Here is a 24,034-nt window from a genome sequence, read left to right as displayed (position 1 = left end):
TGAGTGACGCACGGGGCTGAGGGGAACGCCGCCCCGACCGCCGTCGGGACGTCGGTCCCGATCACCCGGGTCGGACGTCGGCGCGGGGCGGCGTCGTCGGGCGGGACGCCCGGGGGAGTGACAGGCTGGAGCCATGACGCAGCACAGGGTCGCCGTGGTGGGCGGCGGCATCGCCGGCCTGACCGCTGCTCGCGACCTCGTCGACGCCGGGCACGCGGTCGTGCTGCTGGAGGAGTCCGCGCGCACCGGCGGGAAGATCCGGCGTCGCGAGGTCGGCGGCCTGCTGGTCGACGTCGGCGCGGAGGCGATGCTCAACCGGCGTCCCGAGGGGGTCGAGCTCGCAGCCGGGGCGGGGCTCGACGTCGTGCATCCCGCGATCGCGTCCTCGCGCATCTGGACCCACCGCGGCCTGCGTCGCCTGCCGCGCACGCTGATGGGCGTCCCGCTCGACGTCGACGACCTCGCCGACGCCGACGTGCTCAGCGCAGAGGGGTTGGCGCACGTCCGCCGCGAGCGCGACCTGCCGGCCAGCGACGTCGAGCGGGACGTCTCGGTGGGCGAGCTGGTCGACCGACGCTTCGGCAGCGAGGTCACCGACCTCCTCGTCGAGCCCCTGCTCGGCGGGGTCTACGCGGGCCACGCCCGCGAGATCTCGGCGCGCGCCGCCGTCCCGCAGCTGGTGGCGATGGCCGGCGCCGGCTCGGTGCTCGCCCAGGCGCCGGTCGCCGCGGCCAGTGCAGCGACCTACCAGGCGCCGGTCTTCGCGGGCATCGAGGGCGGGATGGGCCGGCTCGCCGAGGCGCTCACCGCCGACCTGCGCGCCCGCGGCGTCGAGGTGCGCACCGGCACGCCCGTGCACGCCCTGCACCCGGCCCTCGACGGGCACGACCTGGTCAGCGGCCCGCCGCACGACCGACGCCGCGAGCGGTTCGCCGGGATCGTCCTCGCGACGCCGTCCGCGCCGACCGCGCGACTGCTCGCCGACGTCGCCCCCGCCACGGCGCGCGAGATCGCGGCGCTGGAGGCGGCGTCCGTCGTCGTCGTGACGCTCGTGCTCCGTGCCGCCGACGCCCCGGCGCTGGCGACCACCGACTCCTCGGGGTTCCTCGTGCCCCCGATCGAGGGCCGCCGGATCAAGGCGAGCACCTTCTCCTTCGCCAAGTGGTCGTGGGTGCGCGAGGCCGGACGCGACGCCGACGGCCCGGGCGGCGACCTGCTGGTGCTGCGCACCTCGCTCGGCCGCCACCGCGAGGACGTCGCCGAGCAGGCCTCCGACGCCGAGCTGGTAGCGGTCTCGCTCCTCGACCTCGAGGCGGCGACCGGGGTGCGGGCGCGGCCGGTCGACGTCCACGTCCAGCGGTGGCCCAGGGGCCTGCCCCAGTACGCCGTGGGCCACCTGGCGCGCGTCGAGCGGATCCGCGAGGGCCTGCACGGCGTGGCCCGGCTGGCGGTCTGCGGCGCGGCCTACGACGGCGTCGGCATCCCGGCGGTCGTGGCCTCGGCCCACCGCGCGGCCGCCGAGGTCGCCTCCGATCTGCGGACCTCGCCGGCCTCGGCCTGAGGTCGTCGGGGCCGTCGGGTCCTCCGGCCGCGGCGTCCGGGGTCCGGGGGCCCTCCGATCCGCTCCACCGGCGAGGCACAATGGAGCCATGGCCGAGCACAAGACGAACGCCGCCCGCCTCCGCGAGATCAACGAGTCCATCCGCTACACGATGTGGTCGGTCTTCCGACTCGACGACGTGCTGGGCGACGCCGACCGCGACGCCGAGGGCGCCGAGGTCGAGAAGCTCTTCGCCGAGCTGGCCGAGCAGGACGTCGTCGTCCGCGGGCTGTACGACGTCGCCGGCCTGCGCGCCGACGCCGACGTCATGCTCTGGACGCACGCGGCCACCAGCGAGGAGCTGCAGTCGGCCTACCACCGCTTCCGCCGCACCGCCTTCGGCGCCCGCTTCGCGCCGGTGTGGTCGCAGATGGCGCTGCACCGGCCCGCGGAGTTCAACCGCAGCCACGTGCCGGCCTTCCTCGACGACGAGGAGGCCAAGGCGCACGTGTGCGTCTACCCGTTCGTCCGCTCCTACGAGTGGTACCTCCTGCCCGACGAGGAGCGCCGCGCGCTGCTGGCCGAGCACGGTCAGATGGCCCGCGACTACAAGGACGTGCGCGCCAACACGGTCGCGTCCTTCGCCCTCGGCGACTACGAGTGGATCCTCGCCTTCGAGGCCGACGAGCTCGACCGGATCGTCGACCTCATGCGGCACCTGCGGGCCTCCGGCGCGCGTCGGCACGTGCGCGAGGAGATCCCCTTCTACACCGGTGCGCTCACCGGCGTCCGCGACCTGGTCGACCGGCTTCCCTGACGCACACGACGAGGGGCCCCAGGCGTTCGCCTGGGGCCCCTCGTCATGTCGCGGGGACGGTGCGGCTCAGCCGGCCACCGGCCCCGAGCCGTCGGCCGGCTCGAGGGTAAGGCTGAGGGAGTTGATGCAGTAGCGGTCGCCCGTCGGGGTGCCGTAGCCGTCGGGGAAGACGTGGCCCAAGTGGGAGCCGCAGGCGGCGCACCGGACCTCGACCCGCTTCATGCCGAAGCTGGTGTCCTCGACGTACTCGATGGTGTCGGTGATCGGCTGGTAGAACGACGGCCACCCGCACCCGGAGTGGAACTTCGTCTCCGAGCGGAACAGCTCCGTGGAGCATGCCTTGCAGCGGTACACGCCGACGGTCTCGGTGTCGGTCAGCTTCCCCACGAAGGCCCGCTCGGTGCCCGCCTTGCGCAGCACGTCGTACTCGGCCTTCGAGAGCTGCTCACGCCACTCGGCGTCGGACTTCTCGACCTGGTAACCCACGTCTACGACCCTAGGCGGGCACGCAAGCCGGCGCGCGCTCAGCGCACGCGCAGGGTGCGGCTGCCGGGCGAGTAGGCGAGGGAGTCGGCCCGGGCGGTGAGCGTGCCCGCGCGGCGCGGCTCGACCACGATCGTGCAGCGGCCGTCCGCTCCCGTGGTGCACGTGCGACCGGCGAGGCGCACCCGGGCGTTCGTCACCGGCTCGCCGACGTCGGTGACCCGCAGGACGACGCGCTGACGCCGCGCCCCGGACCAGCTCGTCGGCGAGGCGCCCAGGCTCAGCGCCGGACGCACCGAGGTGTGCACCAGGCGGGTCCCGGTGGCGACGACGACCGTGCCCTGCCCGCGCGTGCCCTGCGCGTCGATCTGCAGGCCGTGCGCGCGGGGCCGTCCGCCCTCGGTGGGCGCGCCGAGCGACACGGCCGGGCCGAAGCGGGTCGTCGAGGTGTCGCTGCGGGCCACCCGCACGGTCCCGCCGGAGCGCCAGGCGAGCCACAGCCGCGGCCCGAACCCGACCGTCAGGTCGGCGTCGTCCGCGCCCTCGGGGGTCGGGACGATCGCGGGGGTCGCCCTCGACCGGGTGACGTCGAGCACGGCGATGCCGGTGACCTTCGGATAGCCGACCGGATAGGCGATGAAGACGCCGCTGCCGGTCGAGACGATCGGGGTGCCGGAGGCGAAGCGTCGGCTCCGCGGCGTGCCGTCGACGATCGTCGAGGAGCGGGGGGCGACGCGGACGTCGTCGATCTGCGGACTGATCTGCTGGACGAAGACGCCGGCGCTGGCGGCCGTCGTGCCGGTGCCCGCCCAGGCGAGGTAGGCGAGGTTCGTGCCGAAGAGCCGGCCGACGGCCGGGGCCACGGCGCAGCACCGGTCGAGCGGGTCGCTGCGTCTGTCGTCCCGGCCGAGGTCGGCGGCCGCGCCCACGCGGTACCCGACGCTGCGGTCCCCGCGCGTGAAGGCGGTGATCAGCGAGCCGTCGCCCACGGGCACCGCGGACAGGCCGCGGGCGGATCCGGGCGCCGTCCGGGTGAGCGGGGTGCCGCTGGTGGTCCATGCGGCGCCGGTCTCGTCGGAGAAGGCGAGGCGCACCCGCCCGTCGTCGGGCTCGCCGTCGCCGCGCACGCCGCTGAAGACCACCTCCAGCCGCGTGCCGTCCAGCAGGAGCCGCGGGTCCGGCGCGAGGGAGCGCCAGCCGGAGGTGATCGTCGAGGTCGACTGCGGCGTGCCGTCCTCGGCGAGGGCGACGTGGACGAGCGCGTAGCGGCCGTCCTGGGTGCGGACGCGGGTCACCACGTGCAGCACGTCGTCGCCGGTGCGCACCATCGAGGGTCGTGCCGAGGCGTCGAGCGTGCCCGCGGCGGACGGGCCGAGCACCGTCGTCCAGGTGCCCTGGGACCCCGCCTCGGCGGGGGAGAGGGGCGCCAGCAGTCCGCCCAGGAGGGCGAGGCCGACCAGGGCGGCTGCGCCGGGCACCCGGGACACCCGGTAGGTGCGGCGCGCGGGTCGTCGGGCGAGGAGGGGGGAGGTGCGCATGCGCCCAGTGTGGGCGCCACACCTTGAAGCATCCTTGCGACGGCACGGTCGGCCCGGACGGCCCGGACGGCCCGGACGGCCCGGACGGCCGGTCGCCGCCGGTGGCGACCACTAGGGTCGGCGCATGGCGAAGGCGCAGCCCGTGGTGCTCGACGTGGCCGGTCGCGAGGTGCGGGTCTCCAGCCCCGATCGCGTGGTCTACGAGGCCACCGACCGCACGCCCGCGTTCACCAAGCTCGACGTGTGCCGCTACGTCGCCGACGTCGGCGAGGCGATGATGCGCGCGCTGGGGGAGCGGCCCACCGCGATGGAGCGCTGGCCCGACGGCTGGCGCGAGGGCATGCGCCTGGCCACCGGTCCCACCGACAAGGACGGCGACGGCTTCTACCAGAAGCGGCTGCCGCGGGGCGCGCCCGACTTCGTCGAGACCGTGCAGGTGCGCTTCCCGAGCGGCCGCACCGCCGACGAGCTGTGCCCCACCGAGCCGGCGGCGCTGGTCTGGGCCGCCCAGATGGGCACGCTGACCTTCCACCCCTGGCCGGTGCGGCGCCCTGACGTCGACCATCCCGACGAGCTGCGCCTCGATCTCGACCCGCAGCCGGGCACGACCTTCGCCGACGCCCGGCGCGTGGCGCTGCTGGCCCGCGACGTGCTCGAGGAGCTCGGGCTGACCGGCTGGCCGAAGACCAGCGGCAACCGCGGCGTCCACGTGTACGTGCGGATCGAGCCGCGCTGGACCTTCGAGGAGCTGCGCCACGCGGCGATCGGCTTCGGCCGCGAGCTCGAGCGGCGCGACGCCGGCGTCACGACGGCGTGGTGGAAGGAGGAGCGCGGCGCCCGGATCTTCCTCGACTACAACCAGAACAACCGCGACCGGACGATCGCCGGCGCGTGGAGCCTGCGCCCGCGTCCGGGGGCGCCGGTGAGCACGCCGCTGACCTGGGAGGACCTCGCCGGCCTCGACGATCCGTCGTCGCTGAGCCTGGCCACCGTCCGGGATCGGCTGGCCGAGGGCGACCCGTGGGCCGGCATGGACGACCGGCCGGGCTCGCTGGAGCCGCTGCTCGACCTGTGGGAGACCCTGCCCGGCGGCGAGCTGAGCTTCCCGCCCGACTATCCCAAGATGCCCGGCGAGCCGCCCCGGGTGCAGCCGAGCAAGAAGGTCGCCGCGCACTGGGACGACGAGGGCAACCGCGTCGAGTGAGAGCGGAGAGGGCCGGAGAACGGACAGGGCCCGCCCGCTGCGGCCTCAAGTCCCTGGGACGAGGCCCTCTGCAGCGAGCGGGCTCCTGTGATCCGATCCGGCGTCGCCCCCCGACGACACCGGTTCGTCAGACCCTGCGGTGAACTGCTCCTCCCCCCAGATTCACAGCTCCGCGTAGCGGGTCCTGTCGGTCTTCGTCCCCCCCGGAACTCCCTCCGACACCCAGAACACTAGAGAGGTGACGGACACAACAGCGACCACTGGCCGTCCACAGTTCGGTAACAGTCCGTCGGGGAGGCGTCAGAGCCCGGTGACGCCCTCGCCGCCGCCGGCCTGCTCGTCGAAGGACTCGTGCTCGATCAGGTGGAGCGTGGGCACCTTCAGCCGCCGCTGGGCCTGGGAGGTCCAGTCGAGGCGGAACAGCTCGGCGACGACGTGGGGCCGGGTCAGGACGATGACCTCCCGGCCGTCGACCTCGCCGACCACACGCACGAGCGCGTCGACCGGCGACTCCCGCACCAGCACGCCCTCCGCCTGCGCGCCGGCGGCGGTCAGCGCGGCCACCGAGGCGTCGAGCTCCTGCTGGGCGCGGTTGCGGGCGGCGTCGTCGATCGCGTCGAGCTCCTCGCCGCTCAGGGCGAGCGCCGGGGCGGCGAGCTCCCCGCCGGCGAGCGTCGTCAGGGACGCCTCGACGCGGGCGGCGGCGTCCTCCACCGGCAGGATCACGTGGTAGGCGACCGGCTCGTCCAGGCCCTCGTGGAGGGAGCGGATGCGCGCCGCGTCGGCGGGGTCCAGGGCCTGCTCCACGAGCAGGACGACGTCGTAGGCCATGGGGGCGACGCTACTCGCCGAGCACGTCGGCGAGGTCGTAGGAGGCGACCTCCTCCAGCTGGGCGTAGCCGCAGGAGTCGGGGTCGCGGTCGGGGCGCCACCGCTTGAACTGCGCCGTGTGCCGGAACCGGCGGCCCTCGAGGTGGTCGTAGCCGACCTCGAGCACCCGCTCGGGACGCAGAGGCGTGAACGACAGGTCCTTGCCGGCGCTCCAGCGGCTCTGCGTGCCGGGCACGCGGTCGGGGTTCGCGATCGCCCAGTCGGCCCACGCGCCCCACGGATGCTCGTCGATCGGGCAGACCAGCGGCGCGAGCTCCTCGATCAGCTCGGCACGGCGGGCCGCGGTGAAGGAGGCGGCGACGCCGAGGTGCTGCAGCCGGCCGTCGTCCCACAGGCCGAGCAGCAGGCTGCCGAGCAGCGGACGCTCGGGGGTGGAGTCCTTGTGCTCGCGGTAGCCGGCCACGACGACGTCGGCGGTGCGCGCGTGCTTGATCTTCAGCATCGTCCGCCCGTTCGGGGTGTAGGCGGCGCCGAGGGGCTTGGCGACGACGCCGTCGAGGCCGGCGCCCTCGAACCGCTCGAACCAGCGCCGGGCCTCGTCGGGGTCGGTGGTCGTGCGGGTGAGGTGGAAGGGCCCGCCGGCCGGCAGCGTCGCCAGCGCCTCGACGAGCAGCGCGCGCCGCTCGGCGAACGGCCGCTCCAGGACCGCGTCGTCGCCGAGGGCCAGCAGGTCGAAGGCGACGTACGAGGCGGGGGTCGTCTCGCTCAGCAGCGTCACCCGCGAGGCCGCGGGGTGGATGCGCTCCTGGAGCACCTCGAACCGCAGCCGGCCGCCGGAGGCGACGAACACCTCGCCGTCCAGGACGCACCGGTCGGGCAGCTGTGCGCGGGCGGCCGCGACCAGCTCGGGGAAGTAGCGGGTGAGCGGCTTGGTGTTGCGGCTGGTCAGCTCGACCTCGTCGCCGTCCTTGAAGACCAGGCAGCGGAAGCCGTCCCACTTGGGCTCGAAGGACAGCCCGCCGTGCTTCGCGGGGTCGGGCACGCCGGCCACCGACTTCGCGAGCATCGGCTGCACGGGGGGCATCACGGGGAGGTCCACGGGCCGATCGTGCCAGCCGGACGCGTCCCGCGGGACCGCCCGGCTGGTCTGGACCGGCGGGGCGGTCTGCGCCCGGACCGCTGCGCACGGTGAGCAGGGCTCCCTACGCTCGGCCGGTGATCGAGACCCTCCCGCGGATCGTCGGCGCCCTCGCGGCGCTTGCCGTCCCGCTGACCCTCGTGCCCGTCACGGCCGACGCGGCGCTTCCGACGCCGCACACCTCCGCGCGCGCCGCGGCCGCGCTCGACGTCGTCGAGCGCAGCGCCGCCGGCACGACGCGCGGCACCGACCTCACCCTGGCGCTGCGCGAGCTCGCCGTGAGCCGGGGCGAGATGTCGCCGGCCGACCGCGCCACGGCCGACGCCTACCTCGCCCGCCCGACCGAGGCCGCCGCTCGTGTCGGCGGCCGCGGCGACCTCTCGTACTCGGTGCCCGAGGCGAGGCCGGCGTGCAACGACGACATCTGCGTGCACTACGTCACCAGCACGCGGGACGCGCCGTCGCTCACCGACGTCGAGGACGCCGAGGGCAGGTCCGGCGAGAACGGCATCCCGGACTTCGTCGACGCCACCCTGCGCGAGATGACCGCGATCCGCTCGCAGTATCTCGACGCCGGCTACCGCGCGCCCAAGTCCGACGGCACCCGCGGCGGCGACTCCCGCTTCGACGTCTACCTCTCCGACCTCGGCGGCAAGGGGGTCTACGGGTACTGCACCTCCGACGACCCGAACGCCGACCCGGGCAGCAGCGCCGAGGTCTACGACGTGTGGTCGTACTGCGCGCTCGACAACGACTTCGCCGAGTTCGACAACACCCCGATCAACTCGCTGCGGGTCACCGCCGCCCACGAGTACTTCCACGCCGTCCAGTTCGCGTACGACTACTACGAGGACGCCTGGCTGATGGAGGCCACCGCGGCGTGGATCGAGGACGAGGTCTACCCCGACGTCAACGACAACCTGCAGTACCTCGCGGCCAGCCCGCTCACGGCCCCGTCCTTCTCGATGGACCAGTTCGTCGACGCGGGCTCCAAGGCCAACTGGCACTACGGCGTGTGGATCTTCTTCCGCTTCCTCAGCGAGAAGTACCCCGCCGCGCAGGGCGGCCTGCCGACCATCGTGCGGGACGTCTGGCGCCGCGTCGACGCCGCCAAGGGCGGGCCGGACGACTACTCCTGGAAGGGCGTCGACGCGGTGCTCCGGGCCCGGGGCAGCAGTGCCGCGAAGGAGTTCGCCGCCTTCGTCGCCGCGAACCGTCGCGCCCGCAGCACCTACGCGGAGGGAGCGGCGCTGAAGTACCCGGTCGCGGCCCCCGCGAAGTCGTTCACCGTGCGCGACGACCGCGACCAGGCCGTCTCCACGACCATCGACCACCTGGCGGCCAAGACCTACCGGTTCACGCCCCAGGGCCTGCCCGCCCGCGCCACCCTCGGCCTGGAGGTCGACATGGCCGACGTCGCCCGCGGCTCGCGTCTGGTGATCACCAGCGTCGACCGCCAGGGCGTCGCCAAGGTCAGCCAGCCGACGCTGAGCAGCCGCGGCGACTACGCGAAGGAGATCAAGCTGGGCGGCCTCGCCTACGTCGAGGTCTCGCTGGTCAACGCCAGCGGACGCTTCACCTGCTTCGTCAACGGCCCGTTCTCCTGCCAGGGCAAGGCCAAGGACGACCGGCAGAAGGCGTCGCTGCTCGCCTACGCGGTCTACTGAGCCACCGCCCCCACACCTGTCCGTCACCGCACCCGGCACGCCGCACGTGCCGGGTGCGGTGACTAGGGTGTGCCTGCCCGCAGGGGCGTTCCCCGGTTGGTCTGCCGGCAGGGCCCGCCTGACTTTGAATCAGGATCAGCGACGTAGGTTCGACTCCTACCCGGGGAGCTCGTCACCGGTTCAGACCACCGACCTCCGACCCTTGTCACCCCGCCGTGCGCCGCAGGATCCTGCGAGGGACGCGCCCCAGCGCGTCGGGGAGGGGAGTCCTATGGGAGTCGGACGTCGGCTGGCGCGGTGGCTGTCCGCGCTCGCGGAGATCTCACTGCTCGGACCCCAGGGCGGTCCACACGGTGGTCCTCAGGGCGGTCGGGCGTGAGCGCCGTCGACGGGACGCCGGGCTGCTCGCGCCGCTGCCTGCTGGCCGGCGCCGGCGCCACCGCGGGGCTGGCGGGCGCGGTGCTCGGCGGCGCGCCGGTTCAGGCCGCGGGGAAGGCCGCGGGGAAGGCCGCGGGGAAGGCCGTCATCGCGACGTCGAAGGTGCCGGTCGGCGGCGGCGTGGTCGTCGGCGACCGGGGGGTCGTGGTGACGCAGCCCCGCAAGGGCTCCTTCCGCGTCTTCTCCGCGCGGTGCACCCACGCCGGCTGCCAGGTCGGCCAGGTCGTCGACCGGCGGATCGAGTGCCCCTGCCACGGCAGCGCCTTCGCGATCGCCACCGGCGCGCCGGTGGCCGGACCGGCGTCGACGCCGCTGGCGAAGGTGGCCTTCACGATCACGAAGGGTCGGGTCTACCTGCGCTGAGGCCCAGTCGCCGCGGGTCGCCGCGGGTCGCCGCGGATCGTCACGGCTCGCCCGGTGAGGTCGATCCGCTCCGGTGTGCGCGGGCACCCCACCCGACCGCGACTCGCCCGCGGATCGCGCCGTCACTACAGTGGGCCGACCTGTCCGTCGCCCGACGAGGAGCTCGCCCGTGGCCGTCCCGCTGACCGTCGTCGTCCTCGCCGCAGGCGGAGGCACCCGGATGCGCTCGAAGACCATGAAGGTGCTCCACCCGATCGGCGGGCGCAGCATGATCGGGCACGTCCTGGCCGCCGTGCGCGAGACCTCGCCGCAGCGCGTGATCGCGGTCGTCGGTCACCAGCGCGAGCAGGTCGGCCCGCACATCGCCGAGCTCATGCCCGAGGCCGTGCTCGCGGTGCAGCAGCAGCAGCACGGCACCGGCCACGCCGTGCGGATCGCGCTCGAGGCCGTCGACCGCGTCGAGGGCACCGTGCTGGTCGCCTACGGCGACACCCCCCTGCTGCGCGGGGAGTCGCTGGCGGCCTTCGCCGCCGACCACGAGGCCGCGCAGCGGGCCGTCAGCATCCTCTCCGGCCTGGTGCCCGACCCCACCGGCTACGGCCGGGTGGTGCGTGACGCCGAGGGCGAGGTCGTCGCGATCGTCGAGCAGAAGGACGCCAGCCCCGAGCAGCGCGAGATCCGCGAGATCAACTCCGGCATCCTGGCGCTCGACGCCGCCTTCCTCTCCGAGGCCATCCACCGGCTCTCCAACGACAACGCCGGCGGCGAGTACTACCTCACCGACCTGGTCGGCCTGGCCCGCGACGCCGGACTGCACGTCGGCGCGTTCCGGCTCGACGACGTCCGCCAGACCGAGGGCGCGAACGACCGCGTCCAGCTCGCGGCGCTCGGCGCCGAGCTCAACCGGCGCATCCTCGAGCGGTGGATGCGCGAGGGCGTCACGGTCGTCGACCCCGCCACCACCTGGATCGACGCCGACGTCGAGCTGGCCCGCGACGTCACGGTGCTGCCCGGCACCCAGCTGCTCGGCACCACCACCGTCGGCGAGGACGCCGTGGTCGGCCCCGACACCACGCTGGCCGACTGCGAGATCGGAGCGGGCGCGCGGGTCGTGCGCGCCCACGGCCAGCTGGCGGTGATCGGCGCGGGCGCCACGGTCGGCCCGTTCGCCTACCTGCGTCCGGGCACCCGGCTGGGCGCCGACGGCAAGATCGGCACGTTCGTCGAGACCAAGAACGCCGAGATCGGCGACGGCGCCAAGGTGCCGCACCTCTCCTACGTCGGCGACGCCGAGATCGGCGAGGGCACCAACATCGGCGCCGGCACGATCGTGGCCAACTACGACGGCGTCGCCAAGCACCGCACCGTCGTCGGCCGCCACGCCCGCACGGGCTCCAACAACACGTTCGTGGCCCCGGTGACGATCGGCGACGGCGCCGCCACCGGTGGCGGCACGGTCGTCCGGGGCACGGTGCCGCCCGGTGCGCTGGCGGTCAGCGCCGGCCCGATGCGGGTGATCGATCGCTGGGCGCTCGAGCGTCGCGACGGCACCGCCCAGGCCGACGCCGCCCGGGCCGCCCTGGAGGCGGTCGACGGCGAGGGCGCCTGAGGCCCCTCGGCCCGCTCCGGCCCGACTCCGCCGCGACTCCGCGCCGTGACGTCGCCCACGTCGCCCGCGAGCACCGGCTCGGGGCGCGATCGGACGCGTGAGAGACTGCCGGGCGTGACCCGCCCCGCGACCGAAGGCAGCGCATCGTGACCGGAATGAAGAAGGCCACCGAGAAGAACCTGATGGTCTTCAGCGGTCGGGCCCACCCCGAGCTGGCCGCCCAGGTCGCCGATCTGCTCGGCACCGACCTGGTGCCCACCTCGGCCTACGAGTTCGCCAACTCCGAGATCTACGTGCGCTACGAGGAGTCGGTGCGCGGCTGCGACGCGTTCGTCATCCAGAGCCACACCGCTCCGATCAACGAGTGGATCATGGAGCACCTGATCATGGTCGACGCGCTGAAGCGGGCCTCGGCCAAGCGCATCACCGTCGTCATGCCGTTCTACGGCTACGCGCGCCAGGACAAGAAGCACCGCGGACGCGAGCCGATCTCGGCCCGGCTGATGGCCGACCTGTTCAAGACCGCCGGGGCCGACCGGCTGATCTGCGTCGACCTGCACGCCGACCAGATCCAGGGCTACTTCGACGGGCCGGTCGACCACCTGATGGCGCTGCCGATCCTCACCGACTACGTGATGGAGCGCTACGGCCACCAGCAGCTGTGCGTCGTCTCGCCCGACGCCGGCCGGATCAAGGTCGCCGAGCGCTGGTCGGCGAAGCTCGGCGGGGCGCCGCTGGCGTTCATCCACAAGACCCGCCGCACCGACGTCGCCAACGAGGTCGTCGCCAACCGCGTGGTCGGCGAGGTGAAGGGCAAGATCTGCGTCCTCACCGACGACATGATCGACACCGGCGGCACGATCGTGAAGGCCGCCGAGGCGCTGATGAACGACGGGGCGGCCGGCGTGATCATCGCCGCCACCCACGCGATCCTCTCCGACCCCGCCGTCGACCGGCTGAAGAACTCCCCGGCCACCGAGGTCATCGTCACCAACACCCTGCCGATCCCGCCGGAGCGCGAGTTCGACAAGCTCACGGTGCTCTCGATCGCCCCGCTGGTCTCGCGCGCGATCCGCGAGGTGTTCGAGGACGGCTCGGTCACCTCGATGTTCGACGGCCACGCCTGACCGGAGCCGCCACACCCGACGTCGACGAGCCGGGCCGCGCACGCGGCCCGGCTCGCGTCGTCCCGGACGCCTGACGCCTGACGCCCGACGCCGGCCGTCAGGCGTGGCGGTGGTCGAGGTCGTCCAGCCAGTCCGACCAGGCGCGACGCAGCACCGTGGCCAGGGGCGGCTGCGCCGCGTTCAGTCGCGCGCGCAGCCGCTCGACGTCGTCGGACGCGGGCCGGAAGGTCGGCCCGCTGCGGCCCACCGTCTGCGCGAAGGCGCCGCCGCGCTCGGTCCAGCCGGGCGCCTCGTCGAGGTAGCGGCGCACGTACGGCGCGGCCGAGCCGGTGCGGTCGCTCGACCACAGCCCCGCGAGCAGGGCGCCGAAGCGGCGGTTGTCGACGTCCGGGGCGGACGCCAGGGCCCAGGCCTCGGCCTTCGCCTGCGCCGTCGGCACGGCGGCGCGGGCCCGCAGGGCGCCGAGGTCGGCGTCCAGGCCGGGGGAGCGGCGGCGCTCGGCCTCGAGGTGCTCGGGCGTCCGCTCGCCCAGCGCGGCGAGGCGGGCCAGCACGTCCCAGCGGTCGGTCGGCCCGAGGTCGGCGACGCCGACGCGACCGGTCTCCAGCGCGCGCTCGAGCGCCCCGACGGCCCGGGAGCCGGCGGTCCAGCCGGGCAGCACGGCCGCCGCGAGCGCGACGTCCTCGGTGGCGGCCAGCACGTCGCCGCAGGCGGCGGCGACGACGGTCAGCGCGTCCTCGACCCGACCGGCCGGCAGGCCGGGGAGGGTGCGCCGCAGCACCCGGCCCACGACCGCCGCGGCGATGGTGGGGTCGGTCTCGTGCGGCAGGTGGTCGCGGACCAGCGTGAGCACGTCGTCGGGCGCGCCGAGCAGGCCCTCACGCCACAGGACAGCGCGGACGAGCGGGTCCTCGAGGCGGGTCAGCCCGGCCCGCAGGTGCGAGGCCGAGACGTCGTCGGGCACGACCCGCGCGTAGGTCTCGCCGAGCGCGTCGACCACCACCACGCGTCCGCGCAGGTCGACCAGGGCCACGGGGTCGTCGGCGAGGTCGACCACCCGGCGGCCGACCTCGCGCAGCCCCTCGTCGTAGCCGACGACGGTCAGCCGGTGGGGTCGCGTTCCGCGGCGGCGGAGCACGGGCACGTCGTCGCCCCGGTGGACGACGATCTCGTCGGCCCCGGTGGTGCGCAGCCACGCCTGCGCCCAGGCCCGCACGTCGCGGTCGGCGGGCGCCGCCTCGGCCAGCGCGTCGACGAGGTCGGCCAGCGTCGCGTTGCCCAGCCGGTGCCGGGTCAGGTAGGCGTTGACGCCCCGCAGGAACGCCGCGTCGCCGAGCCAGGTGACGAGCTGGCGCAGCACCGCGTTGCCCTTGCCGTAGGAGATCGCGTCGAAGATCGTCAGCGCCGTGCCCACGTCGGGCACGTCCTCGGGCCGTGCGGCCACCGGGTGGGTCGAGCGTCGTCGGTCGGCCTCGAACACCGCCGGCTTCTGGCCGACCTCGAAGGCCGCCTGCGCGCCGACGTAGCCGGCGGCCTCGGCGGCGACCCGCACGCCCATGTAGTCGGCGAAGGACTCCTGCAGCCAGGTGTCCTCCCACCAGGTCATCGTCACGAGGTCGCCGAACCACATGTGGGACATCTCGTGCGCGATCACCGTCGCCCGGGCCACCCGCTGGTGCTCCGCGGGCGGGGCGAGCGGCAGCAGCTCGTCGCGGTAGGTGACGCAGCCGGCGTTCTCCAGCGCACCCCAGTTGAGCCCGGGCACGAACACCTGGTCGTAGGAGTCGAACGGGTACGGCTCGTCGAAGAGGTCGGTGAGGTGCTCGTAGCACTGCAGGGTGATCCGCTGGAGCTCCTCGGCGTCACGCTCCAGCGCCGCCGCGAGCGAGGCCCGCGCATGCCAGGCGAACGGCACGCCGGCGTGCTCGAAGCGGTGCGAGACGTACCGGCCGGCGCAGACCGCGAACAGGGCCGGCGGCAGGAGAGGGGTGGTGGTGAACGCCCAGACGCCGTCGGCCTGCTCCGCCGAGGTCGTCGTCGGCTGCCCGTTCGCGATCACCGTGACGCCGGGCTGCGTGGCGACGGCGAGGGTGAACGTGGCCTTGACGTCGTTCTGGTCGAAGCAGCACAGCACCCGCTGCGCCACGTCGACGCCGACGTACGCGCCCAGGTAGACCTCCCCGTCGGCGGGGTCGACCATGCGGTGCAGGCCGGCGCCGTCGCTGACGTACGGCAGGCGCGCGGTCACCACGAGCCGGTGGCGACCTCTGTCGGCGTCCAGGCCGTCCAGGTGCAGGCGGCGACCGTCGTAGCGGACGTCGACCGGCCGCCCGTCCAGGCGGGTCTCGAGGTCGGTGGCGCCGGTGAGCTCGAGGAACGTGCTGGAGGCGTGGGCGGTGAACGCGATCTCCTGGCGCAGGCCGTAGCCCGCCGCGTCGGGCGCGGTGAGGTCGAGTGCGATGTCGTAGGCGACCTGGCTGACGGCGGCGGCCCGGGCGCGGGCCTCGGCGAGGGTGAGCGTCACGCCTGGGAAGGTACGGCACCGTCCGCGATTGGCCCGCCCGACGTCGGCGCGAGTAGCCTTGCCAGGTTGCCTCGGCGAGGGAGTGCCTCCACTCCGTGATCGACAGGGCTCGGCTCTCGTGCCGGTCGCCCCGATCCCGCCCGGGCTGCGCCCAGCTTCCGCACAGCAGCACGAGGAGAGTCATGTCCGCCGAGAAGATCACCGCCGAGACCCGCACCGAGTTCGGCAAGGGCGCCGCGCGCCGCATCCGCCGCGAGAACAAGGTGCCCGCCGTCGTCTACGGCCACGGCTCCGAGCCGGTCCACCTGACCCTCCCGGGCCACGAGACCATGATGGCGCTCAAGCACGGCGGCGCGAACGCGCTGCTCGAGCTCGTGATCGACGGCAAGGCCCAGCTCGCCCTCACCAAGCAGGTCCAGGTCGACCCGATCCGCCGCGTGCTCGAGCACATCGACTTCGTCGCGGTCAAGCGCGGCGAGAAGGTCACCGTCGAGGTGCCGGTCGTCGTCGTCGGCGAGGCCGCTCCGGAGACGCTCGTCGTCACCGAGAACGCCGCCGTCGAGGTCGAGGCCGAGGCCACGAACATCCCCGAGCAGATCGAGGTCTCGGTCGAGGGCGCCGAGGTCGGCACCCAGATCCTCGCCTCCGACCTGCAGCTGCCCTCGGGCGTCACGCTGCTGGCCGACGCCGAGCTGCTCGTCGTCAACGTCACCGCCGCGCCGACCGCCGCCGAGATCGAGGCCGAGCTCGCCGAGGCCGAGGCCGAGGCCGGCATCGAGCGCGACCCGTCCGACGAGGAGATCGCCGAGGCCAAGGCCGAGGCCGAGGCGGGCGACGCCGAGGGCGAGTCCGCGGAGTCCACCGAGGAGTGATCCGGTCGTGACCGCGGACCAGGCGGTCTGGCTGGTGGTCGGGCTCGGCAACCCGGGCCCGACCTATGCCGGCCACCGGCACAACATCGGCTACCTGGTGGCCGACGAGCTCGCCACCCGCATGGGCGGCTCCTTCCGTGCGCACAAGTCCGGGCGCGCCGACGTCGTCGAGGGACGACTCGGCGCTCCCGGCGCGTCCGCCCCGCGCGTCGTGCTCGCACGTCCGCGCTGCTACATGAACGACACCGGCGGCCCGGTCAAGGCGCTGGCGTCCTTCTACAAGGTCGCGCCCGCGCAGGTCGTGGCGATCCACGACGAGCTCGACATCCCCTTCGACACGATGCGGGTCAAGCTCGGGGGCGGCGACAACGGCCACAACGGCCTGAAGTCGATGCGGTCGTCGCTGGGCACCGGCGACTTCCACCGGGTGCGGGTCGGCATCGGCCGTCCCCCCGGCCGCCAGGAGGTCGCCGACTTCGTGCTCTCGAACTTCTCCAGCGCCGAGCGCAAGGTGGTGCCGTTCGTCGTCGACACGGCGGCGGACGCCGTCGAGGCGCTGGTGCTCGAGGGCCTCGAGCGCACGCAGCAGCGGTTCAACTCCTGAGCCTCTCCTGAGCCTGCAGATAGAACCTGTTCTCGTCCCGGTCGCGGCCCGATAGGGTCCGCCGCGTGACCGACGCACCCCGCCCCGCCCCTGCCGACGACCACGCCCTCGCCGCCTGGCTGGCCGAGGCGGCCGGACGCCGACTGCTCGAGGTGCGCGCCGACGCCGTCGCGCAGGGCCTCGAGGGGGCGGCGCTCAAGGACGCCGGCGACCGTGCGGCCCACGAGCTGCTGGTCGCGCTGCTCGCCGAGCACCGGCCCGACGACGCCGTGCTCTCGGAGGAGGCGCTGGAGAGCGCCGCCGACCAGGCCGCGCGCCTCGACGCGTCCCGCGTGTGGATCGTCGACCCGCTCGACGGCACCCGCGAGTTCTCCGAGCCGCCCCGCGACGACTGGGCGGTGCACGTGGCCCTGTGGGCCGGCGGCGACCTCGTGGCCGGCGCCGTGGCGCAGCCCGCGCTGGGGGAGACCTTCTCGACCTCCCCGGCGCCGCGCGTCGCGCCGCGCACCTCCACCCGCCCGCGGATCGCGGTCTCGCGCAGCCGGCCGCCGGCCTTCGTGGCCGCGCTCGCCGAGCACCTCGACGCCGAGCTGGTGCCGATGGGCTCGGCCGGCGTGAAGATGATGAGCGTCGTGCGCGACGTCGCGGACGCCTACGTGCACGCCGGCGGCCAGTACGAGTGGGACTCCGCCGCGCCGGTCGCCGTGGCCCGCGCGGCCGGCCTGCACACCTCGCGGGTCGACGGCTCCCCGCTCGTCTACAACCAGGCCGACGTCTCGCTGCCCGACGTGGTGGTGTGCCGGCCCGAGCTGGCCGAGCCGATCCTGGCGTTCCTCGCCGCGCACGGCACCGACTGACGCCGACCGACGCCGACCGACGCGCCGCGGGTCCGCCGATCCCGCCGTCGCTCCCGACGACCCACCGAGCCTCCTGGCCCGGTCGGGCCACCTCCGGGTGGCCCGACCGGGCCATCTTGCGTCCGGTGCCAGACCGAGGCGTGAGATCGGCGTCCCGTGGCTTGAAACCGAAGCCGTGCATCCCGATTATCTCTACCACTTCGGTCTGATTACTCGGGTCAGTCGGAGGTCCCTGCCGTCCGCGGTTCCCCACGACCCGCCCCTCCTCGAAGCGAGGCCCTCCCATGAGCCCACGCCGGCGCACACGCCTGCGCATCCTCGGCGCGACCGTGGCCCTGTCCACGGCCGCCGTCGCCGTCCCGCTCCTCAGCCAGCCCGGCGCCCAGGCCGCGGCGTTCACCGGGGGCAACCTGGTCGTCTACCGCGTCGGCGACGGCTCCACGCCGCTCACCAACGCCGCCGCCCCGGTGTTCCTCGACGAGGTCAGCAGCACCGGCGCGAAGCGTCAGTCGCTGGCGCTGCCCGTCACCGGGACGGCCGGCACCGACACGCCGTACGCGCTGACGGCCACCGGACAGGGACGCTCCGAGGGCCTGCTGGCGCGCTCCGGCGACGGCCGCTTCCTCGCCGTCACCGGCTACGACGCTCCGGTGGGCACCACCGGCCCGGCCGCCGGCGACGCCACGACGACCTCGCTCGCCAACACCGACCCGACCACCGTCGGCCGCACGGTCGCGATCGTCGGCGGCGACGGCGCCATCGACACCACGACCCGGGTGCTGGGCGCCGACGCCCCGAAGATCGTCCGGTCGGCCGTCACCGACGGCACGAACGTGTGGGTGACCGGCGGCAACGGCGGCGTGCTCGCCACGACCATCGGCGGCACCACCGCCACGCGGGTCGCCGGCGACGCGACCAGCAACCTCACCGCGCTGACGGTGCAGGGCGGCCAGCTGTTCTCCGGTGGCGTCCTCGCCGACCGGCTCGCCGCCGTCGGCACGGGCACCCCGACCGCCGCGCCGGCCTCCGGCTCGGGCCTGACCGACGTCCCCGGGCTCAGCGCCAACCTCCTGGCCTACGGCTACGCCTTCGCCGACCTCACCGACCAGGGCTACGCGGGCACCGCGCTCGACACCCTCTACGTCGCCGACGCCTCGCGCCGTGGCGGCACGCTCGACAAGTACGCCTTCGACGGCCAGAGCTGGAGCCTCGCGGGCTACCTCGACGTGCCCGGCATCTCCGGCCTCGTCGCCGACGTGCGGAACGGCTCGGTGAGCCTCGCCGTCACGACGCCGGCCGCGCTGCAGCTGGTCACCGACGCCCAGGGCGCGGCCCGCACCGGCTTCGCGCCGGCGGCGCCGACCACCCTGGCCTCCGCGCCGACCGGCACCGAGTTCCGCGGCGTGGCGCTCGCGCCCACCGGCGTCCTCAACCCGCCGCCCCCGCCGCCGGTCGACTACCTGACCAAGGGCTCCTACGCGTGGACGAACGCCAAGGTCGTGCGCAAGGGCACCTGGAAGACCTTCACGGCGTCCTACGCGCCGGGCCGCAAGGGCCTGTTCGCCAAGACCAAGAACGCCACGCTGACCACCAAGGTCCGCGGAGCGGCCGTCACCGTCACCTTCACCGGCGGCACCACCTCCGGCAAGGCCGCCGTCGTGATCGACGGCAAGGCCACGACGATCGACCTCTACCGCGCGAAGACCGGCACCGTCGCCAAGACGATCAAGGTCACGGCGGGCGTCACCCACACCGTCCAGGTGAAGGTGCTCGGCACCCGCAACGCGAAGAGCAAGGGCACGGCGGTCTACGTCGGCTCGCTGAGGATCTCGTGATGAGCCGCCTCGTCCCGCCGGCCCGGTCCGGCCGCCCGTCCCCCGACCCGTCTTCCCACCGAACAGGACGTCCCATGAAGCGCCTCGCCTCGGTCCTCGCCGTCGGCGGTCTCACCCTGGGCCTGGCCCTCGGCGGCTCGCCCAGCGCCCTGGCCGACCCGGACAACTCCCAGCCCGGCACCCCGCCGGCCGGCAAGGCCGCCAACGAGATCTACGCGACCGTCGGCGCCGACGCGTTCGCCGAGCTGACGAACAACCTCGCGAACGTCTACAACGCCCAGTCGCCGGCTCCCGCCCGGGTGCTCGCGTCCTACGACGCGATCAACCCCGTCACCGGCGCCGTCAGCGAGAACATCACCACCAAGCCCGGCTGCTCGGTCGCGCGTCCGAACGGCGCCAACCGCGGCATCTCGGCGATCCTGCTGGACCAGAAGAGCACGGTCGACCCCAACGAGTTCTGCATCGACTGGGTGCGCGCCAGCCGGGCGCGCGGCACCGCCGCCGCCGAGGCGAAGCTCACCTTCTTCGCCCAGAGCCGCGACGCGGTCTCCTACGCGACGATCGGCAACGCCTACGCGCCGACGACGCCCCTGACCACGGCGCAGCTCAAGGACATCTTCGAGTGCACCACCACCGACTGGAGCGAGGTCGGCGGCCAGCCGGGCGCGATCCACGTCTACCTGCCGCCCGACACCGCCGCGACGCTGACCTTCTTCCTGCAGGCGATCGGCACCGACCTCAACGCGGTCAAGGCCGGCTGCGGCACCGGTCCGTCCCGTCTGCCCACCGTCTACGACGGCCAGCAGAACAACGGCGAGTCCCTCAAGGGCGACCCGCAGGGCATCCTCCCGTACGCGGTGACCAAGTGGGCGGCCCAGGTCAACGAGCCCCAGGGCATCCAGGACCTGCGCGGCGGCGTGCGGATCGGCACGGTCAACACCGACACCGCGCCGACCACCACGACGACCTTCGGCGGCCAGACCTACGAGGTGCTCAACCCGGCGTTCACCACCGGTGACAGCGCCGCGTTCGGGCGGCTGTTCTTCAACGCCGTGCGCAACACCGCGCCCGACGCGCTGAAGGACATCTTCAAGGCCGGCGGGTTCCTCTGCCAGCGGGCCGACGCCCTGCTCATCCCGTACGGCAACACGCCGCTGGGCGACGACACCTCGCAGTCCCAGTACTGCGGCAAGGCGAACTGACCTCGTCCCCTCCCCGGGACCCGGACCGATCGGGTGCGAGCTGATCGGTCCGGGTCCACCACCCTCCGGACGTCCGTCCGGATCGACCCTCCAGGAGCACGACACATGCGGATCGGGTGCATCCGCCCCCGCGCGACCACGCGCGGCGGCCGGCTCGGCGTCGTCACCACGGCGTCCGGCCTGCTGACGCTGCTCGCCGCGCTGGTCGCGATCGGGCTGCCCGTCGGGGCCTCCCCGGCCTCGGCCCGCTCGGAGGCCTCCGAGGCGGTGACGGTCGACGCCCCCGGCGCCGGCGACCGGGCACAGGTGACGGTCAGCCGCACGACGGGGCTGGTCAACGAGAGCGTCTCGGTCTCCTGGACCGGCTTCCGGCCGAGCTCGGCCTCGCGGCTGGCCAACTCGGGGGACTCCCTCGACATCAACACCCAGAACCCCGTGCGGGTCTACCAGTGCCGCGGCGCGGCGCCGGCGAGCTCGAGCGACTGCTACGGCTCGCCCGGCTTCCTCGGCATCGACGCCTCGCCCGGCTCGCCGGCGATCCCGGCCGTGCGCCCCTTCACCTACCCGGGCCAGGACGACGCCTTCGACGCCACCCCGGACGGCCCGGCCAACTGGCAGGACAACGTGACCCGGGCCGACGGCTCCGGCGAGGTGACCCTCCAGGTCTTCACCAAGCGCGAGTCGGCCTCGCTCGGCTGCGACGCCGACCGTCCGTGCTCGATCGTCGTCGTCCCGAACTACGGCCGCGAGGGCACCGGCAACGGCGCCACCGAGGACCAGATGGACGCCCCGTGGGCCTGGGCGCGACGCACCGTCGTCCCGCTGTCGTTCCTGCCCGTCGGCGACGCCTGCCCCTTGACCGGCACCTCGCTGCGGGTCGAGGGCAGCCCGTTCTCCGGCGACCTCCTGGCCAGCTGGCGCGCCCGCACGTGCACGCTCGACACCGACCCCGTGCGCCTCGACTTCACCTCGGTCGGCGAGCCGCAGGTGCGTCAGGACCTCGCGACGGGCACCACGGGCGTGGGCCTGACGATCGACCCGCTCACCGCCGAGCAGGCGTCCCCGCAGGCCGTCACCTACGCGCCGTTGGCGGTCACCGGTCTCGTCGTCGCCTTCCAGATCGACGACGCGTCGGGCCGCCCGATCACCGACCTGCGCCTCAACGCCCGGCTGGTCGCCAAGCTGATCACCGGCTCCTACCGCTCGGGCGGCAACCCCGCGGTGCTGAAGAACCCGGTCAACGTCTTCCGCGACCCCGAGCTCAAGGCGCTCAACCCCGGCATCGCATTCCCGAGCGGCGCTCCCGGCAACCACCCGCTGCTGCTGGGCGATCTCTCCGACAGCACCGTGGCGCTGACCCGCTGGCTGGCCTCCGATCGCGAGGCCCGCGACTTCCTGGCCGGGAAGCCCGACCCGTGGGGCATGACGGTCAACGCCAACTACCGGGGGCTGGCGCTCCCGTTCGCGCGGTACCCGGCGCTGGATGCGCTGATGTCGGAGACCTTCGAGCCGATCCAGGAGCTGGACGCGGTGGCTCGCCAGCTCTCCATCGCCCGGTTCCCCGGCGCCACCACGAGCATCGAGGACGGCAAGACGGTCGTCACGAAGCCGCCGCGGCAGAACCCCGGCCGGCGCGAGGTGATCGGCATCATCGACGCCGCCTCGGCCGCGCGCTTCCGCCTGAGCACCGCCTCGCTGCGCAACACCGCGGGGGAGTACGTCAAGCCGACCACGGCGTCACTGCTCGCCGGCGTCGAGCACGCGGTCACCGGCGCCGACGGCGTGACGCGCAGCGTCGACCTCGCCTCGACGGCGAAGGACGTCTACCCGCTGATGCTGCAGATCACCGGTGGCTTCTCCCGCAAGGCGCCGAAGGCGGATCGGCAGGAGATGGCCGACCTGCTGGCCTACGCCGGCGGCGCCGGCCAGGTGCCGGGCGAGCAGGTGGGCCAGCTGCCCGCGGGCTACGCCCCGCTGCCCGCCGCGCTGCGCCGCCAGGTGACCACCGCCCGCAAGGCCGTGCTCGCCGGCGTGCCGAGCGCGCCGGACCCGACCGGCGACCCGACCGGCGACCCGACCACGGGCTCGTCGACGTCGCCGGTCCCCCTGAGCCCGTCGAGTGCACCCCTCGACGGTGGTGGTGGCGTCCCGATCGCACCCGTGGGCGCCACCACCGGATCCACCGCGCCGGGAGCGGCGGCCGCCCCGGGCGTCCCCGGCGCCTCGGCGAGCGCGTCGTCGGCCCCCGGCACGACGACCGCGCAGACCCTGGCGGTCGGCTCGACCCCGGCGACCGGGCGCATGCTGCTCCTGCCGACCCTCCTGGGCCTGGCCCTGGTGCTGCTCGTGCTCGGCCCCGCGGTGCTGTGGGCCACCCGGACCGGACGGGGGCCGCAGTGGCTGCGACGCTGAGCCCGCCCCCCGCGCCGCTGGTGCCGGACGGCTCGGCCGACGCCGTGGTCGACCGGGTCGGGGACGACCGGGACGACCGGCCGCACCCCGGCACCCGGCCGGAGGGCCCCCGCACGGGCACGCTGCTGGCCTCCGCCCTGATCGGCGTGCTGGTGCTCGTGCTGGGCTTCCTGGCCTTCCTCGTGGGCGGGTCGCGGCTCGCCGCGGACCGCTACCAGGCCCTGGCCTACGACGACCTCGTCGCGGCGCTCAAGCGCACCGAGGTGCCGGTCAACGGAGCCCAGCCGATCGGCACCCCGCTCGGGCTGCTGCAGATCCCGCAGCTGGGCCTGACCCAGGTGTTCGTGCAGGGCAGCAGCAGCGAGCAGACCGCGCTCGCCCCGGGGCTGCGCCCCGACACCTCGCTGCCCGGACAGGCCGGCGGATCGGTGCTCGTGGGGCGGCGCGCCACCTTCGGCGCGCCCTTCGCGCACCTCGACCGACTGCGGCCCGGCGACCGGTTCACCGTGACGACCGGCCAGGGCCGGTTCACCTACGTGGTCGACCTCGTGCGCACCAGCGACGCCGCCCCGACCACGGTGCCGGTGGTCGCCTCGCGACTCACCCTGGTGACCTCCGACCCCGCGCTCGCCCCGAGCCGCACGCTCACCGTCTCGGCGCGGCTGCAGGGCGAGGCGCTGCCCCGCACCACCGGCGCGGCGGCCGGCGTCGCGGCGCGTCCGACCGACGCCGTGGGGGAGGGCAGCTCCGACCACCTCGTGTCGCTGGTCCTGTGGAGTCAGCTGCTGCTGCTCGTCGCCCTCGGGCTCACCTGGGCCTGGGTCCGGGTGCCGCAGGCGGCCACGCTGCGCCGCTCGCTGTGGATCGGCGGCGTGCCGGTGCTTCTCGCGCTGCTCTGGACCGTCTTCGGGCAGCTGGCGCTCCTGCTGCCCAACACGCTGTGAGCGCCGCCGTGACCCGACTCGACCGGAAG

The 24,034-nt window shown here is 74.5% G+C and carries 19 protein-coding genes and 1 tRNA gene; 15 read left to right on the top strand and 5 right to left on the bottom strand.

Annotated features, from left to right (window positions below):
• Positions 1–133: 133 nt before the first annotated feature.
• Complete coding sequence (hemG, locus tag K8Z61_RS07880; protein ID WP_224128201.1) at positions 134–1,561, top strand: protoporphyrinogen oxidase; 1,428 nt, start codon at positions 134–136, stop codon at positions 1,559–1,561.
• Positions 1,562–1,649: 88 nt separating this feature from the next.
• The gene (hemQ, locus tag K8Z61_RS07875; protein WP_224128199.1) at positions 1,650–2,357 is read left to right on the top strand and encodes a hydrogen peroxide-dependent heme synthase; all 708 of its coding nucleotides are present in this window, start codon (positions 1,650–1,652) and stop codon (positions 2,355–2,357) included.
• 66 nt (positions 2,358–2,423) lie between these two features.
• Here the strand turns inward: hemQ and msrB are convergent, their stop codons facing one another.
• Together msrB and K8Z61_RS07865 are read right to left on the bottom strand one after the other, a co-directional pair.
• The gene (gene msrB, locus K8Z61_RS07870) at positions 2,424–2,843 is read right to left on the bottom strand and encodes a peptide-methionine (R)-S-oxide reductase MsrB (RefSeq protein ID WP_224128197.1); all 420 of its coding nucleotides are present in this window, start codon (positions 2,841–2,843) and stop codon (positions 2,424–2,426) included.
• Between the two features lie 38 nt (positions 2,844–2,881).
• A complete protein-coding gene (locus tag K8Z61_RS07865; RefSeq protein WP_224128195.1) occupies positions 2,882–4,378 on the bottom strand; it encodes a hypothetical protein in 1,497 nt (498 codons plus the stop codon).
• A gap of 124 nt (positions 4,379–4,502) precedes the next feature.
• Between K8Z61_RS07865 and K8Z61_RS07860 the strand changes: the two genes are divergently transcribed.
• Positions 4,503–5,582, top strand: a complete 1,080-nt coding sequence (locus K8Z61_RS07860; protein ID WP_224128193.1) for a DNA polymerase domain-containing protein — start codon at positions 4,503–4,505, stop codon at positions 5,580–5,582.
• 300 nt (positions 5,583–5,882) lie between these two features.
• On the opposite strand, the gene K8Z61_RS07855 is transcribed toward K8Z61_RS07860, so the two are convergent.
• The gene (locus K8Z61_RS07855; RefSeq protein ID WP_224128191.1) at positions 5,883–6,413 is read right to left on the bottom strand and encodes a hypothetical protein; all 531 of its coding nucleotides are present in this window, start codon (positions 6,411–6,413) and stop codon (positions 5,883–5,885) included.
• Positions 6,414–6,423: 10 nt separating this feature from the next.
• Positions 6,424–7,512 carry an ATP-dependent DNA ligase gene (locus K8Z61_RS07850; RefSeq protein ID WP_224128189.1) on the bottom strand — a complete coding sequence of 363 codons (1,089 nt, stop codon included), beginning with the start codon at positions 7,510–7,512 and terminating at the stop codon, positions 6,424–6,426.
• Positions 7,513–7,628: 116 nt separating this feature from the next.
• Between K8Z61_RS07850 and K8Z61_RS07845 the strand changes: the two genes are divergently transcribed.
• The 5 genes from K8Z61_RS07845 (at position 7,629) to K8Z61_RS07825 (ending at position 12,755) form a co-directional block, all read left to right on the top strand.
• The gene (locus K8Z61_RS07845) at positions 7,629–9,218 is read left to right on the top strand and encodes an MXAN_6640 family putative metalloprotease (protein WP_224128187.1); all 1,590 of its coding nucleotides are present in this window, start codon (positions 7,629–7,631) and stop codon (positions 9,216–9,218) included.
• An 89-nt stretch (positions 9,219–9,307) separates the two neighbouring features.
• A tRNA-Gln gene (locus tag K8Z61_RS07840) sits at positions 9,308–9,386 on the top strand.
• Between the two features lie 207 nt (positions 9,387–9,593).
• On the top strand, positions 9,594–10,019 hold the full coding sequence (locus K8Z61_RS07835) for a Rieske (2Fe-2S) protein (protein WP_224128185.1): 426 nt from the start codon (positions 9,594–9,596) through the stop codon (positions 10,017–10,019).
• A gap of 169 nt (positions 10,020–10,188) precedes the next feature.
• Complete coding sequence (gene glmU / locus K8Z61_RS07830; RefSeq protein WP_224128183.1) at positions 10,189–11,628, top strand: bifunctional UDP-N-acetylglucosamine diphosphorylase/glucosamine-1-phosphate N-acetyltransferase GlmU; 1,440 nt, start codon at positions 10,189–10,191, stop codon at positions 11,626–11,628.
• Positions 11,629–11,783: 155 nt separating this feature from the next.
• Positions 11,784–12,755, top strand: coding sequence for a ribose-phosphate diphosphokinase (locus K8Z61_RS07825; protein ID WP_224128181.1), 972 nt, complete (start codon positions 11,784–11,786; stop codon positions 12,753–12,755).
• A gap of 97 nt (positions 12,756–12,852) precedes the next feature.
• Here the strand turns inward: K8Z61_RS07825 and pepN are convergent, their stop codons facing one another.
• Positions 12,853–15,279: an aminopeptidase N gene (pepN, locus tag K8Z61_RS07820; protein WP_224128179.1), complete on the bottom strand. Its 2,427-nt coding sequence runs from the start codon at positions 15,277–15,279 to the stop codon at positions 12,853–12,855.
• 182 nt (positions 15,280–15,461) lie between these two features.
• Between pepN and K8Z61_RS07815 the strand changes: the two genes are divergently transcribed.
• From K8Z61_RS07815 to K8Z61_RS07785, 7 genes are all read left to right on the top strand, one after another.
• Entirely contained in the window at positions 15,462–16,151 is a 690-nt protein-coding gene (locus K8Z61_RS07815; RefSeq protein ID WP_224128177.1) for a 50S ribosomal protein L25/general stress protein Ctc, read from the top strand.
• Positions 16,152–16,158: 7 nt separating this feature from the next.
• Positions 16,159–16,755 (top strand): aminoacyl-tRNA hydrolase, encoded by a 597-nt coding sequence (pth, locus tag K8Z61_RS07810; RefSeq protein ID WP_224128175.1) that lies wholly within the window; start codon positions 16,159–16,161, stop codon positions 16,753–16,755.
• Between the two features lie 65 nt (positions 16,756–16,820).
• The gene (locus K8Z61_RS07805; RefSeq protein ID WP_224128173.1) at positions 16,821–17,612 is read left to right on the top strand and encodes a 3'(2'),5'-bisphosphate nucleotidase CysQ; all 792 of its coding nucleotides are present in this window, start codon (positions 16,821–16,823) and stop codon (positions 17,610–17,612) included.
• 284 nt (positions 17,613–17,896) lie between these two features.
• Complete coding sequence (locus K8Z61_RS07800; RefSeq protein WP_224128171.1) at positions 17,897–19,447, top strand: hypothetical protein; 1,551 nt, start codon at positions 17,897–17,899, stop codon at positions 19,445–19,447.
• Between the two features lie 74 nt (positions 19,448–19,521).
• Complete coding sequence (locus K8Z61_RS07795) at positions 19,522–20,649, top strand: substrate-binding domain-containing protein (protein ID WP_224128169.1); 1,128 nt, start codon at positions 19,522–19,524, stop codon at positions 20,647–20,649.
• A gap of 105 nt (positions 20,650–20,754) precedes the next feature.
• Positions 20,755–23,061 carry a hypothetical protein gene (locus tag K8Z61_RS07790; protein WP_224128167.1) on the top strand — a complete coding sequence of 769 codons (2,307 nt, stop codon included), beginning with the start codon at positions 20,755–20,757 and terminating at the stop codon, positions 23,059–23,061.
• Positions 23,046–24,005 (top strand): sortase domain-bontaining protein, encoded by a 960-nt coding sequence (locus tag K8Z61_RS07785; RefSeq protein WP_224128165.1) that lies wholly within the window; start codon positions 23,046–23,048, stop codon positions 24,003–24,005. The genes K8Z61_RS07790 and K8Z61_RS07785 overlap by 16 nt, the downstream gene beginning before the upstream one ends.
• Positions 24,006–24,034 lie beyond the last annotated feature (29 nt).

Source organism: Nocardioides sp. TRM66260-LWL, from assembly GCF_020075545.1.
Classification (GTDB): Bacteria; Actinomycetota; Actinomycetes; order Propionibacteriales; family Nocardioidaceae; genus Nocardioides.
Note: the sequence above shows the minus strand (reverse complement) of the source record. Positions and strands in the feature narration are given on the sequence as shown.

Excerpts from the sequence above, each read along its gene's own strand:
- hemG (WP_224128201.1), top strand. The coding sequence starts at position 134 with ATGACGCAGCACAGGGTCGCCGTGGTGGGCGGCGGCATCGCCGGCCTG.
- hemQ (WP_224128199.1), top strand. The coding sequence starts at position 1,650 with ATGGCCGAGCACAAGACGAACGCCGCCCGCCTCCGCGAGATCAACGAG.
- K8Z61_RS07865 (WP_224128195.1), bottom strand. The coding sequence starts at position 4,378 with ATGCGCACCTCCCCCCTCCTCGCCCGACGACCCGCGCGCCGCACCTAC.
- K8Z61_RS07860 (WP_224128193.1), top strand. The coding sequence starts at position 4,503 with ATGGCGAAGGCGCAGCCCGTGGTGCTCGACGTGGCCGGTCGCGAGGTG.
- K8Z61_RS07855 (WP_224128191.1), bottom strand. The coding sequence starts at position 6,413 with ATGGCCTACGACGTCGTCCTGCTCGTGGAGCAGGCCCTGGACCCCGCC.
- K8Z61_RS07825 (WP_224128181.1), top strand. The coding sequence starts at position 11,784 with ATGAAGAAGGCCACCGAGAAGAACCTGATGGTCTTCAGCGGTCGGGCC.
- K8Z61_RS07815 (WP_224128177.1), top strand. The coding sequence starts at position 15,462 with ATGTCCGCCGAGAAGATCACCGCCGAGACCCGCACCGAGTTCGGCAAG.
- K8Z61_RS07800 (WP_224128171.1), top strand. The coding sequence starts at position 17,897 with ATGAGCCCACGCCGGCGCACACGCCTGCGCATCCTCGGCGCGACCGTG.
- K8Z61_RS07795 (WP_224128169.1), top strand. The coding sequence starts at position 19,522 with ATGAAGCGCCTCGCCTCGGTCCTCGCCGTCGGCGGTCTCACCCTGGGC.
- K8Z61_RS07790 (WP_224128167.1), top strand. The coding sequence starts at position 20,755 with ATGCGGATCGGGTGCATCCGCCCCCGCGCGACCACGCGCGGCGGCCGG.